A 12,947-nucleotide genomic window follows, 5' to 3' on the forward strand; every position below is an offset into this window, starting at 1 on the left:
TCACTGCCCATAGTTCGTCGTCCACGATCCACGGCCGCTTCCTCACGCCATCACGAACGGCCGGAACACCGCCCACGTCACGGCCGACCAGCCACGATCAACAAGATCGTGTTACGAGCTCTAAGGGCGGATGGGCGGTTGCTTCACCGCATGTTTGCAGTGCTCGGTGCTCGGCTCATCGGGGTGGTCAACGCGGGCTTGCCACCCGTGAGACCAGAAAGAAAAGGGAGCGGGTCTCGTCACCCACTCAGCATCTGCGGGGGTGCGGTCCGGGCGGTGGTCGAGAAGGATTGGGCGCGTGCCCCTTTCCCCTCTCAACTCCGTTGGACGTGCCATGAGAAAGATATTTGTGTTCGCCAGCGTCGGTGCGCTGACACTGACCGCCGTTAGTGCGGTGGCATACGCCCAGGGGCCCATCCCGGTCGCGGTGGGCAGCGGCAGTGCTGAGTGTTCACTCACCTGGAGCAAGCCCGGAATCACACTGTCGTCGCCCAGTCCGGCGTCGGACATCACCGGGCCGAGTACGGCGTTCACCGACGCCACTGGTCAGCTCCTGATCAATGCGGACCCTGCCAGCCTGACGACGCCGTCGGCGCTGGCCTCGGCGATCACACTGGCCGCAAGTGGAACCGGCGGCTTTACGTTCACCAACGCACTCGGTACCAAGGTTGACGTGTCCGCCCCCGATGCCGCGCTGCCGCAGGGTCAGGTGACGTTTGTGGTCAAGACACCGACCATGCCCCAGGGCGTGCGGATGCCGGCGTTCGAGTACAGCATTCCCACGAACTTCGCCCCAGAGCTGACGTCGCTGCTGCCCCTCCAGGTCAAGGTACATGTGGACGGTCTCACCTCGAAGCTCACTCCGGGGTTCGCCACGGTGCTGAACAACACGTTCGGGCCCGGCACCGCGACTGGCGGGGACGTTCTGGGCACCTGCAGCGCGGATGTCACTGCCGCCTGACAGTGACGTCCGGGGCCCGTCGGCGTGAGCCCAGCATCGGTGGGCGCCGTAGGCCGTTGGGTACCGGTACCGGGTGCTCAAGTCTCGGACCGCCGTACGGGGAATCCACGTCCTGCCGCTGTGCTGGATCGGAGCGTCCGGGAGGAGAAATCCTGCCCGGACGATGACGCGGCACGTCCGGAGATACGCAAGGGGGGCCGCGCGAGCCAGATCGGACACCACACCTCATGCGAACAGGCCGGCCGGGCATGCCTGGTCGGGCGGCCTCCAGCCTGCTGCGCAGAGTGGGCGCCGCCGTCACCGCCATCACCGTCGTGGCTCTGGGCTCGGCCGCCACCGTCATCGGGCTGACCGCAGGCGCGTCCGCGCCCCCCTCCCTGGCCCAGGCCACCCTCGACCAGAGGGCTCAGATGGGGCCCCTGCAGATCCAGGAGGCCGACCCGGTCGCGGTCGAGACCATCATCTTCGGCCTCCCCCAACCGGTTCGCGCCCCGCGCCACAGCCACCAGGGCGGCCCCGCGTGAAAGCGGCGATCTTCGACATGGACGGCACGCTGCTACCCGGGGCACTGGCCCTGGACCTGGCATGCGCGCTGGCCGACCACTTCCCCGTTGATCTCAACGCCATCACCGCGGTGCTGGCCGCCTACCGGGCAGACGCCCTCAGCTACCAGCAGATGGCCCTGGACACACACCGGCTACTCCAACGCACCTTCCAAGACCTCCCCGCCGCCGCTGTGGCCGCCCTGTCCCAGCAGGTCTGGCAACGCTCGCGAACACGGTTGTTCGCCTATGTGCGCCCCGCGCTGGAACTGCTGGGCCGGCACGGCTACCAGCTATGGCTGATCTCGGGCAGCCCGGCCGAGATCATCCAGTGGGCCGCCCGCGACCTGGGGTTCCACCGATGGTCAGCCACCCGCCTGGAGATCCGCGACGGGCACTACACCGGAACCCTGCTTGCCGCGCCGGCCATGGCTGGGGGCAAACACCAGGCCCTGGGCGAGCTGCTGGAGGAGTTGCTCGCCCAAGGACAGCCGTGGCCGCTGACCGGCCCCGGAAAGTCGGCGATGGCCGACTGGGTCGCGGTCGGCAACTCCTCGGCCGAAAGCGACCTGTTCGAACTGGTCGGCCACCCCCTGGTCTTCGAACCGGAGCCATCGCTGCTGCTCACCGCCTGCCTGCGCACCTGGCCCGTCATCGACCGCACCGACGCACTGACCACCATCACCGCGATTACGCAACTCCATCCAGAAAGGCCCCTGCTCCCATGACCACCTCCGCCCTCTCCGACACCGCCACCCTCGCCAGCATTTCCGCCGACGCCACCGCCGGCGCTGTGCTCGCCCCGCCAACGGCTCCCCGCGAACGGGTCCTGTCCCACCTCCACTTCGTGCCCGACGGCAGCCGCCGCTGGGCCAAGCACCACGGCCTGACGGTCGACGAGGGACACCGCGCTGGCGCCGACAAGATCGTAGAGTCCCTGATCTGGTGCGACCAGGCTGGCATCCCCGACGTCACCTACGCCCTGATGAGCACTAACAACACCACCAAACGCTCCAAGCAAGAGGTGACCGCGCTGTTCGAGATCATCGAGAACTTCATCCAGCGCATCGCCCACAACCAACGCTGGCGCATCCTGCTGCCCGGCCACCAGTTCGCCGCCACCCACACCGAACGTATCCACGCCATGCGCCAAGCCGCCGACTCCACCCACCACATCACCGAACGCCGCGTGGCCATCCTGCTCACCGGCACGCGCTCGCTACTGATCCAGACAGTTCACGACTTCGTGGCCCAGCACCCCGACCAGCCGCTGACCGAAGAAGCCATCGCCACCCAGGCCACCAAGGAGCAGCCCGAGATGGATCTGATCATCCGCACCGCCGGTGACCAACGCCTGTCGGACCTGTGCCCCTGGCACGCCGGGTACGCCGAGCTGTACTTCACCCCGATCAAGTGGCCCGACTTCACCCGCGACAACTTCGAACAGGCCCTGCACTTCTACCGCTCTCAGGACGCGCGCCGAGGAGTCTAGGCCGCGCGGCCCAGCAGCTCGACGCCCCCGGCCGAGCCTGCGACGGCACCCCCGGCATTGTTGGCGGCAGGATCTCACCCCGCCGGCGGTGCTCCGGCCCGCGGCGCCCCACCAGTGGAAGACCAGGTGTCCGCCTCACAGAAAGCGCCCTCGTCGATGACCGCGTCCTCACACGCCAGACCCTCGCTGGCTGATTTCGTCCCTGTTCACGGCCGGCCCAACCCGGTAGACGCCTTTTTCCACGCCGCCGACCACCTGCGCATCGGAGCCATCGTCCACCTCGCCGGCAAGGCCCCGGACCTGGCGTCCCTGCGCAGCCATATTGCCGACCACCTGGACCGACTGCCGGTCCTGCGCTGCGTTTTCGCCCAGGACGGCTGGCGGGAACAACAACCCGACCTCACCCACCACGTCCGTGAGACAGTCACCACCTGCCTAAACGCGGCCGTGGGAGAACTGACCGCAACCCCCTTTGACCCCGGCCGATCCGAGTGGGACCTGACCCTGATCCACGGCTACGCCGACGACGCTTACGTGCTGTTCTACCGGGTCCACCATGGCGTCCACGACTGGGCGGGCATCGCCCACACCCTGGAGACACTTTTTGGCCCCGTACCCCGTTCCTCAGCGACCATCGCCCCCGGCGGCCGACGACCCACACCGCGCCACTACGCTGTCGCCGCCCGGTTGCTCGCCTCGACCGCCAGCCGCTCCACCATCTGGCCCCTGCCCCCGTTCACCGGCTCGGGCCAGCGCGTTTTCCACTGGGAGAACCTGCCACTGAACTGGCTGGACCACCCCGATGCCAGCCGCGCGGACGTCTATGCCTGGGGCATCGCCCGCTCGGTCGCCGACTGGGCCGCCGAGCACCGGCTGGACTTCCCGCGCGACGCGGTCGAGATCACGATCGCCGCCAACCTCCGCCACCCCCACGAAGCCGCCGCCGTCGGCAGCCGCATGGTCCCCGTCCGCTTCCGTCTTCCCGCCGACGACCTGCGCGCCTGCGCCCAGCAACTGCTCCAGGTCAAACACGCCGGCACCAAGAGCGCGCTGAGAAACCTCAACAACGCCGTCCCCTCCTTGCTGGGAAGGCGACTCACCCGCCAAGCCGCCCGACCCGCTTGGGGAAACCTGGCGGTGTCCAGTCTGTATCTACGCAACCCGCTGGCCTTCACCAGCCACCCTGTCACGCGAATCGAACCCCTGATGGTCCGGGCCGACAGTTACCCATTGGTGACGCTTGCGGTGACCTACCAGAACCAGCTCTCGGTCTGTTTCGTTAGCGACCCCGCCCTTCCGGGGATGGACACCCTTCACCAGCGCTGGCGCAACCAGATCACCCACCTGCACCACGCGCACTGAGAGGTCGGTATACAAACCGCTTTCCCCCCGTAATCGCGGTTCACAGCCGGCGCCGGGCCTCGGGGAGGGTGGAACGACCGGGACTGCAGACCGTCGGCCGCCCACCGGCGTCCCGTCGTGCTCGTCCACGGCACATGGCTGGGCTCCGCCGCCACCTGGCCCGCGCTCGCGCGCCACCTCGCGGGGCGCGGGTACTGCGTCTTCTCCCTGGACTACGGGCGGGTCCCCGACGCTCCCGGGCTGGCCGGCCTCGGACCGATCGCCCGGTCGTCCCGTGAACTCGCCTCGTTCGTCGACGAGGTCCTCGCGACGACGCACGCCCGGCAGGTCGACGTCGTCGGCCACTCGCAGGGCGGCATGATGCCGCGCTACTACCTGAGGTTCCTCGGCGGCGCCCCCAAAACCCACCACCTTGTCGGCCTCGCGCCCAGCAACCACGGCACCACCCTGCTGGGACTCCACGCGCTCACGCGGGTTCTCCCCGCCGGCCGGGCCGTGCTCCGCCAAGGCGAGACGTCGTCCGATGCGCCGGACACGCAGGACGGGAGAAGGAGGCCGGTCACGATTCACTAATCTCGACCATCTGCCGTGACGACGCCCACCGCAGAGTGCTGTTCGACGGCCCAGGGGCGCCGGTGCGCATGTCCAGTGGCACGGCTCAGCCGATCACCGGACCTCAGCTTCACCTACAAAACACCAGGTAGCAGCCCTGCCTTCCAGGACCCACACAGGAGGTGCGGACCTCCAGAGCCGGATCCGCTACCCTGCCACTCGTCGGGACTGTACCCCCTCCCAGGCACACGCCCAGCTCACGGGCACAAGCCACGCGAGCCCCCCGACCAGCGGATTTGAGCAACCGGCTCGGCCACCCAGCCACTGGGTTTTCGACAAGGTTCCCTCCAAGCCCCCGGAGCACCTGCTCTCGTCATCCAACTGGCTCCAGCTCAAGACCGCCGGGACCAACACCGAGGCCATCGAGATCCTCGTCGAAGCCGGCCGCACCAAACGGATCCGCAGCACCGCCAGGATCGGCCTCAACCACCGCAGCGACAGCTGAAATCAGCTCACCCACAACCATTGACTATTGCTCCGCCTTGCTGATCGTTCCGAATGAGTTGGGCTGCGGGTCTCACGCTCGACAATCAGGGCGTCCGGTACGCCGGCCGGACCGCCGAGGACGGCGGCGAGCCGAGGGCCCTCAGCCCGGAGCCGCCGGTGTGACGGGAGAGGAGGTTCAGGGCGGCGGTGCGGCGGCCCGTGCCCTCCCGGCCGACGAGGAAGACGACGCGGTCGCGCAGCCGGGCGAGGGCCTCGTCGAACCAGGGGGGTTCGGCGAATCCCTCCAGGGCCAGCGCGGTCCGTTCCGCGGAGATGTCGCCTTCCCGCAGCTCTACACCGTCGCCCCGGACGGAGGCGCCGGACGGCTCCGTGTCACCGGCGGTGTCGGCGTGCTGGCCGCCGCGGACGATGTCGGAGACGTTGAGGAAGCCCTTGTTCCCCCAGATGTTGATGGTCTGGAAGCGATGGCTGAACTCGGAGGCCGCGGCCTCGCCCAGGTCCCGTTCGCACTCCGCCTCCGCGTCCGGCGCGGGGACGGGCGGCTCGTCGCCGTCCTCAAGCCGCGTGGGCAACTCCCGCAGGGCGGCGGCGAGGGTGTCCGTCACCGGTCCGCCTCCCGGCCGTCGTCCCGCGGGTCGCGGCCGAAGTAGGCGTGCTGGCCGCCCTCCACCGCGCCGTTGTTGTTCTGGAAGCCGCGGTTGTCGTGGCTGTTGATGGTGGTGGTGCTCCGCGGGGCCGGTCCCGGGGCGGGCGGCCGCTCCACCACGGGTTCCCTGACAGCCGGTCCCCCGGCGGCCGGTTCGCCGAGGATCCGGCGGTCGTAGAGGTTGCCGGACGGCGCCGGTACGTACAGCCACGCCCGCTGCTGGAAGTTCTTGCCCTCGACGGTGGCCGGCACCTCGATGAACTGGTCCGGGTGGCGGCGGGTGTACCCGGAGAGCACCGCGTCCTCGAAGACCCGCTGCGAGAGGATCGCGGCGACCTGGGTGATGCTCTCGCTGGACGCGGCGAGGATGGCCCGGACCGGGCGGGAGTCGAGCAGCCGGTGGGTGTCGTTGCGCGGGGTGCCGTTGCCGTCGCCCGGGGCGCCGGAGTCCGGCAGCGGCCCGACGTGGAGGCTGACGCGGAGCCGGATCCGGCCGGTGCCGGTGGCGTGGATGTTGTAGTCGGTGAGGACTTCCTGGAGCTCGCCCAGGAAGGGGTGGATCACCCGGGGCAGGGCACTGGGGTCGAAGCCCAGCGCGAAGCCGTCGCCCGTGTTGCTCGCGAACTTCCGCTCCTGCCAGAGCCGTTCGAGCCCCGACCGGTCGCACGCCCGGCCGAGGAGCTGGGGGATGACGGTGGTGAGCGACGCGTGCTCGACCGCGGGTCTGCCGGTGAAGTCCTTGGCGTCCACGGCGAGGATCCCCCGGTAGGGCGGCAGGTCCCGGCTGACGCTCCAGGGCGCCGGGCCGGTGGACGGGATGTCGGTCGGGGACATGGGACGGCTCCTCGGGTCCGAAGGGGTTCCGAAGCGTTCCGGGTTGAAGGTTCCCCGAAGAAGGCGTTCCAGGGCCTTCGGAGGGCTTCGGAAAGGGGCTTCGCCCGGCACCCCGTTCCCCCCGGAGGGGTGCCGGGCTCCCTTCAGATGCTTCTGGAGTCATGGACCGGCCTGTGCACCACAAGTGCACAGCGCGCGTGACGATCGTCACGTATCCGCGTGCGGCCCGTCCGTCTCCCTGGCCACGGCCCGCAGGGCGGCCACGTCGTGGACGACGACGCAGCCGCGCTCGGCGGCGACCACCCGGTCGCCGATCCCGCGCAGCGCGGCGCTGACGGTGTTCCTCGACACCCCGAGGTACTGGGCGAGTTCGGCGCGGGTGACCGACAGCTCGGTCCCGTCGCCCGTCCGGCCGCCGTCCGACGCCAGGGCGAGGGCGAGCAGCGCCCGGGCGACCCGCTCCCGCGAACCGCAGCCGCCGCGGGCCCGGTCGGACTCGCGCAGCCGGGTCAGGGCGTGCCGGGTGAGCACCGGCGAGAGGCCGTGCCGCGCGACGAAGCGCGTGAACCCGCGCTTCTCCACCACCACGACCGTGACGTCCCCTATGGCCACCACGGAGGCGAGCCGCCGCTCGCTGTCCTCCAGCACCGCGGCCTCGCCCACCACGTCACCCGCGCCCCGGAACGCCAGCACGCGCTCGCGGCCGTCCCGTTCGACCCGGAGCACCTTGACGACCCCGTCGGTCAGGGCGAGGACGTGCGTCCCCGCGGCCCCCTGCCGGAGCAGGGTCTCGCCGGCCCGGTGCCGGCGCGGCCACCCCTCACGGAGCAGTTCCTTCCATAACGGCTCGCCGGCCAGCTTGGCGAAGGGGACGCCCAGCGCCGGGTCCGGCCGCTCTGTCTTTCCGTCCATGGGCTTTCGTCCATGGGAGGACTGTAGATGTAACGCGCGTCACAGCGACGCGAGATGAAGGAGTCCGGGCACACCGCGTCACGGGAGGCGGCGCGCCCGGCAGAAGGCAGCGGACTACTCCTCGTCCGCCCCGCCCTCCAGCTCGCCCTCCGTCTCCAGGAAGACCTGCCGGAGCGAGTTCAGCGTCTCCGCGTCGGGCTTGGCCCACATGCCGCGGCTCTCCGCCTCCAGCAGTCGCTCGGCGATGCCGTGCAGCGCCCAGGGGTTGGCCTCCTGGAGGAACGCCCGGTTCTCCTCGTCGAGGACGTACGTCTGGGTGAGCTTGTCGTACATCCAGTCGGGGACGACCCCGGTGGTGGCGTCATAGCCGAACAAGTAGTCGACGGTGGCGGCGAGTTCGAAGGCCCCCTTGTAGCCGTGGCGCCGCATCGCCTCGATCCAGCGGGGGTTGACCACACGGGCGCGGAAGACGCGCGAGGTCTCCTCGACGAGCGTGCGGGTGCGGACGGTCTCCGGCCGGGTGGAGTCGCCGATGTACGCCTCCGGGGCCCTGCCCTTGAGCGCCTTCACCGTGGCGACCATGCCGCCGTGGTACTGGAAGTAGTCGTCCGAGTCGGCGATGTCGTGCTCGCGGGTGTCCGTGTTCTTCGCGGCCACCGCGATGCGCTTGTAGGCGCTCTCCATCTCCGCACGGGCCGGCCGGCCCTCCAGGCCCCGGCCGTAGGCGTAGCCGCCCCAGACCGTGTAGACCTCGGCGAGATCGGCGTCCGTGCGCCAGTCCCGGCTGTCGATGAGCTGGAGCAGGCCGGCGCCGTAGGTGCCGGGGCGGGAGCCGAAGATCCGGGTGGTGGCCCGGCGTTCGTCGCCGTGCTCGGCGAGGTCGGCCTGGGCGTGGGCGCGGACGTGGTTGTGCTCGGCGGGCTCGTCGAGGGAGGCGACGAGCCGCACCGCGTCGTCCAGGAGGCCGATGACGTGGGGGAAGGCGTCGCGGAAGAAGCCGCTGATGCGCAGGGTGACGTCGATGCGCGGACGGCCCAGTTCCTCCAGGGATACGGCTTCGAGTCCCGTGACCCGTCGCGACGCCTCGTCCCACACCGGCCGGACGCCGAGCAGCGCCAGCGCCTCGGCGACGTCGTCACCAGCCGTGCGCATCGCACTCGTTCCCCACAGGGACAGGCCGACGGACGTGGGCCACTCGCCGTTGTCGGTGCGGTAGCGCTCCAGGAGGGAGTCGGCGAGGGCCTGGCCGGTCTCCCAGGCGAGGCGGCTGGGGACGGCCTTGGGGTCGACGGAGTAGAAGTTGCGGCCGGTCGGCAGGACGTTGACGAGGCCGCGGAGCGGCGAGCCGGACGGGCCGGCCGGGACGAAGCCGCCGTCGAGGGCGTGCACCGCGTGGTCGAGCTCGTCGGTGGTGGCGCCGAGGCGCGGGACGACCTCGGTGGCCGCGAAGGAGAGGATCGCGGCGGCGGCGTCCCGCTGCCCGTCCGGGAGTCCGGCGCAGACGCCGGGCACGGCCTCCGGGCTCCAGGCCGCCTCCTCCATCGCCTCGACGAGGGCGCGGGCCCGCTCCTCGGCGTCGTCGGCGGTGGTGCGGGTGGCGGCGGACTCGTCCAGGCCCAGGGCCTCGCGCAGGCCGGGCAGGGCGGAGGTGCCGCCCCAGATCTGCCGGGCGCGCAGGATCGACAGCACCAGGTTGACGCGCTCGGGGCCCGTGGGCGCGGCGCCGAGGACGTGCAGGCCGTCGCGGATCTGGGCGTCCTTGACCTCGCACAGCCAGCCGTCGACGTGCAGCAGGAAGTCGTCGAAGCCGTCGTCGTCGGGGCGGTCCTCCAGGCCGAGGTCGTGGTCGAGCTTCGCGGCCTGGATCAGGGTCCAGATCTGGGCGCGGATCGCCGGGAGCTTCGCCGGGTCCATGGCGGAGATCTGCGCGTACTCGTCGAGCAGCTGCTCCAGGCGCGTGATGTCGCCGTACGACTCGGCGCGGGCCATCGGCGGGACGAGGTGGTCGACCAGCGTGGCGTGGGCGCGGCGCTTGGCCTGGGTGCCCTCACCCGGGTCGTTGACGAGGAACGGGTAGACGAGCGGGAGGTCGCCCAGGGCCGCGTCCGGGCCGCAGGCGGCGGACAGGCCGGCGTTCTTGCCGGGCAGCCACTCCAGGTTGCCGTGCTTGCCGAGGTGGACCATGGCGTCGGCGCCGAAGCCGCCGTCCTCGCGGGAGGCGGCGATCCACCGGTAGGCGGCGAGGTAGTGGTGCGACGGCGGCAGGTCCGGGTCGTGGTAGATGGCGATGGGGTTCTCGCCGAAGCCCCGCGGCGGCTGGATGAGGATGAGCAGGTTGCCGCGGCGCAGGGCCGCGAGGACGATGTCGCCCTCGGGGTTGCGGCTGCGGTCGAGGAACATCTCGCCGGGAGCCGGGCCCCAGTGCTCCTCGACGGCCTCGCGGAGTTCGGCGGGGAGTTCGGCGTACCAGCGCCGGTAGTCGGCGGCCGGGATGCGGACGGGGTTGCGGGCCAGCTGCTCCTCGGTGAGCCAGTCCTGGTCGTGGCCGCCGGCCTCGATCAGGGCGTAGATCAGCTCGTCGCCGTCGCCGGAGGCGAGGCCGGGGACCTCTTCGGTGCCGAAGTCGTACCCCTCCTCACGGAGCCGCCGCAGCAGGGCCACGGCGCTGGCGGGGGTGTCGAGGCCGACGGCGTTGCCGATGCGGGAGTGCTTGGTGGGGTAAGCCGAGAGGACGAGGGCGATCCGCTTCTCGGCGGCCGGGATGTGCCGCAGCCGGGCGTGGCGGACGGCGATCCCGGCGACGCGGGCGGCGCGTTCGAGGTCGGCGACGTAGGCCGGCAGGCCGTCCTCGTCGACCTCCTTGAAGGAGAACGGGACGGTGATGATGCGGCCGTCGAACTCCGGGACGGCGACCTGGGTCGCGGCGTCGAGCGGCGACAGCCCCTCGTCGTTCTCCTCCCAGGCGCTGCGCGGGCCGGTGAGGCACAGGGCCTGGAGGATCGGCACGTCGAGGCCGGCCAGCGCGCCGGCGTCCCACGACTCGTCGTCGCCGCCCGCCGACGCCTCGGCCGGGCGGGTGCCGCCGGCGGCGAGGACGGTGGTGACGACGGCGTCGGCCCGGCCCAGGGCCTCGATCAGCTCGGGCTCGGGGGCGCGCAGGGAGGCGACGTACAGCGGCAGCGCCCGGCCGCCCGCGTTCTCGACGGCTCCGCAGAGGGCGTCCACGAAGGCCGTGTTGCCGCTCATGTGGTGGGCCCGGTAGTAGAGCACCGCGATCGTCGGGCCGTCCGGCGTGGGGTTCGCGGCGCGCTCCAGCTCGCCCCAGGCGGGTGCGACGGCCGGCGGTTCGAAGCCGTGGCCCGTGAGCAGCACGGTGTCGGAGAGGAAGCGCGCGAGCTGTTCGAGGTTGGCCGGACCGCCGTGGGCGAGGTAGGCGTGCGCCTCGGCCGCGATGCCGATGGGCACGGTCGAGTGCTCCATCAGCTGTGCGTCGGGCGCCTGTTCACCGGTGAGGACGACAACGGGCCTGTCCGTCGCCAGGAGCTGGTCCAGCCCTTCCTGCCAGGCGCGGACGCCGCCGAGGAGACGGACGACGACGAGGTCGGCGCCGTCCAGCAGCTCCGGAAGGTCCTCCAGGGGCAGCCGGGAGGGGTTGGCGAGCCGGTACGGGACCGGGCCGCCCTGTGCAGCAGCCGCGCGGGCGCTGAGCAGGTCGGTGTCGGAGGTCGACAGGAGAAGGATCACGCGGCGCTCCCGAATGCGTCGAGGGTCGCCCGGGGTGCGCGGGACCGGAACATGCGCATGCTGCGGCTGGCCTTCCTCGGGGTCCGCGCCCCGGGCGGTTGGAGGACGGCGGGAGTTCCTGACTCGCCCGGCAGTGTGCTGCGTGCTACTGCCGTGCTCACAGTGGCGGGACCGTGCCGGAGTTCCACCGGCTTCCTCCCCTGGCGCCGTCGCTGGCGTCGGCGGATGGCTCCGCCGATCAGCCATAGTAGCGACCTGCGGGTTCGGGGTGGTGGGGGGAGTTTGCGCCGGTCCCGCACCCCCGAGCGGCGCCTGCGGCGCGCGTCCTCAATCGCCGGACGGGCTGAAGTGTGCGCCCGGGCGCACAACCAGCCCGTCCGGCGATTGAGGACCTCGCGGCGAAGCCGTGATACCGGGGTCCGGGGCAGCGCCCCGGGAACGGAGGAAGGGCGGGACCGGGGCAAACCCCCTCCCCGACCCCGTCGGTATGCTCGCCGCCATGCCCGCCACCCCCACCTCCCCCCGCCGCGACCGCGGCGACGCCTGCCCGGGCGCCCTCCGCCTGCACACCGCGGACGACGGCGCACTGGCACGGGTCCGGCTCCCCGGCGGGCTGCTGACGGCATGCCAGGCGGAGGAACTCTCCGCCCTGGCGGAGGAGTTGGGCGACGGCAACCTCGACATCACCTCCCGCGGCAACATCCAGCTGCGCGGCCTCGCCCCCACCTGCGGCGGCGAGCTCGGCCACCGCCTCCGCGCAGCCGGCCTCCTCCCCTCCGACCGCCACGAGCGCGTCAGGAACGTCGCCGCCTCCCCCCTCTCCGGCCTGGACGGGAAGGGCCACGCGGACCTCCGGGCATGGGTCCGCGCCCTTGACCGCCTCCTCTGCGCCGACGAGGAGGTCACCGCCCTCTCGGGGCGTTTCCTCTTCGGTCTGGACGACGGCCGCGGCGACATCGCCGCCCTCACCCCGGATGTGACATTGATCGCAGGCCCGGACGGCGGGCAGGCCGTGCTCTGCTATGCCGCCGGGGGCCCCGGCCTGCGCATACCCGCCGCGGACGCACCAGGCGCGGCCGTCGTCGCGGCCCGGCACTTCCTCGCCGGGCACGGCGGCACCGCGTGGCGGGTGACGGAACTCCCCGCCGGACGACGCCCGGACGTCACCGCGCTGGCCCGCCGCCTCGCCGACGCCGGCATCACCGCCGAACCCACGGCCGTCCCCCCGGCCCGGCCCGCCGTCCCGGCGCCGGGCCCGGTGCCCGGCCCGGACGGGCGCACGGCCCTCTCGCTCGCCGCCCCCCTCGGCCGGCTGACCGCCGCCCAGTGGCGGCTGCTCGCCCGTACCGCCGCCGAGGACGGCTCCGGCGAACTGCGCGTGACGCCCTGGCGCGG

Annotated in this window: 11 protein-coding genes, 1 pseudogene and 1 riboswitch; of the genes and pseudogenes, 7 read left to right on the forward strand and 5 right to left on the reverse strand. The window is 71.8% G+C overall.

What is annotated here, in order from left to right:
* Nucleotides 1-334 precede the first annotated feature (334 nt).
* The 6 genes and pseudogenes from HN013_RS31545 to HN013_RS31570 form a co-directional block, all read left to right on the forward strand.
* Nucleotides 335-961 (forward strand): hypothetical protein, encoded by a 627-nt coding sequence (locus HN013_RS31545; RefSeq protein WP_171172355.1) that lies wholly within the window; start codon nt 335-337, stop codon nt 959-961.
* Nucleotides 962-1,209: 248 nt separating this feature from the next.
* Nucleotides 1,210-1,485 carry a hypothetical protein gene (locus tag HN013_RS31550; RefSeq protein ID WP_171172357.1) on the forward strand — a complete coding sequence of 92 codons (276 nt, stop codon included), beginning with the start codon at nt 1,210-1,212 and terminating at the stop codon, nt 1,483-1,485.
* Entirely contained in the window at nt 1,482-2,231 is a 750-nt protein-coding gene (locus HN013_RS31555; protein WP_171172359.1) for an HAD family phosphatase, read from the forward strand. The genes HN013_RS31550 and HN013_RS31555 overlap by 4 nt, the downstream gene beginning before the upstream one ends.
* On the forward strand, nt 2,228-2,995 hold the full coding sequence (gene uppS, locus HN013_RS31560; RefSeq protein ID WP_171172360.1) for a polyprenyl diphosphate synthase: 768 nt from the start codon (nt 2,228-2,230) through the stop codon (nt 2,993-2,995). The genes HN013_RS31555 and uppS overlap by 4 nt, the downstream gene beginning before the upstream one ends.
* 126 nt (nt 2,996-3,121) lie before the next feature.
* Nucleotides 3,122-4,357, forward strand: a complete 1,236-nt coding sequence (locus tag HN013_RS31565) for a wax ester/triacylglycerol synthase domain-containing protein (protein ID WP_171172363.1) — start codon at nt 3,122-3,124, stop codon at nt 4,355-4,357.
* Nucleotides 4,358-4,399: 42 nt separating this feature from the next.
* Nucleotides 4,400-4,840, forward strand: a pseudogene (locus HN013_RS31570) (esterase/lipase family protein); the annotation flags it as partial.
* 442 nt (nt 4,841-5,282) lie between these two features.
* Here the strand turns inward: HN013_RS31570 and HN013_RS31575 are convergent.
* The 5 genes from HN013_RS31575 to cobN all read right to left on the reverse strand — a co-directional run bounded on the left by HN013_RS31575 (nt 5,283) and on the right by cobN (nt 11,552).
* A complete protein-coding gene (locus tag HN013_RS31575) occupies nt 5,283-5,429 on the reverse strand; it encodes a hypothetical protein (RefSeq protein WP_171172367.1) in 147 nt (48 codons plus the stop codon).
* A 70-nt stretch (nt 5,430-5,499) separates the two neighbouring features.
* Complete coding sequence (locus tag HN013_RS31580) at nt 5,500-6,021, reverse strand: hypothetical protein (RefSeq protein ID WP_171172353.1); 522 nt, start codon at nt 6,019-6,021, stop codon at nt 5,500-5,502.
* The gene (locus tag HN013_RS31585) at nt 6,018-6,896 is read right to left on the reverse strand and encodes a hypothetical protein (RefSeq protein WP_171172369.1); all 879 of its coding nucleotides are present in this window, start codon (nt 6,894-6,896) and stop codon (nt 6,018-6,020) included. Before HN013_RS31585 ends, HN013_RS31580 begins: the two co-directional genes overlap by 4 nt.
* A gap of 207 nt (nt 6,897-7,103) precedes the next feature.
* Nucleotides 7,104-7,808, reverse strand: coding sequence for a Crp/Fnr family transcriptional regulator (locus HN013_RS31590; protein ID WP_171172370.1), 705 nt, complete (start codon nt 7,806-7,808; stop codon nt 7,104-7,106).
* Between the two features lie 114 nt (nt 7,809-7,922).
* Nucleotides 7,923-11,552, reverse strand: coding sequence for a cobaltochelatase subunit CobN (cobN, locus tag HN013_RS31595; protein WP_171172372.1), 3,630 nt, complete (start codon nt 11,550-11,552; stop codon nt 7,923-7,925).
* A 112-nt stretch (nt 11,553-11,664) separates the two neighbouring features.
* Nucleotides 11,665-11,750: riboswitch (cobalamin riboswitch) on the reverse strand.
* A gap of 301 nt (nt 11,751-12,051) precedes the next feature.
* On the opposite strand from cobN, the gene HN013_RS31600 reads away from it, so the two are divergent.
* A partial coding sequence (locus HN013_RS31600) for a cobalamin biosynthesis protein CobG (RefSeq protein WP_398981180.1) occupies nt 12,052-12,947 on the forward strand: 896 nt, incomplete at its 3' end.

This window comes from Streptomyces sp. I05A-00742 (assembly GCF_013055795.1).
Taxonomy (GTDB): domain Bacteria; phylum Actinomycetota; class Actinomycetes; order Streptomycetales; family Streptomycetaceae; genus Streptomyces.

Coding starts and splice junctions, on each gene's coding strand:
- HN013_RS31545 (WP_171172355.1), top strand. CDS start 335: ATGAGAAAGATATTTGTGTTCGCCAGCGTCGGTGCGCTGACACTGACC.
- HN013_RS31550 (WP_171172357.1), top strand. CDS start 1,210: ATGCCTGGTCGGGCGGCCTCCAGCCTGCTGCGCAGAGTGGGCGCCGCC.
- uppS (WP_171172360.1), top strand. CDS start 2,228: ATGACCACCTCCGCCCTCTCCGACACCGCCACCCTCGCCAGCATTTCC.
- HN013_RS31585 (WP_171172369.1), bottom strand. CDS start 6,896: ATGTCCCCGACCGACATCCCGTCCACCGGCCCGGCGCCCTGGAGCGTC.
- HN013_RS31590 (WP_171172370.1), bottom strand. CDS start 7,808: ATGGACGGAAAGACAGAGCGGCCGGACCCGGCGCTGGGCGTCCCCTTC.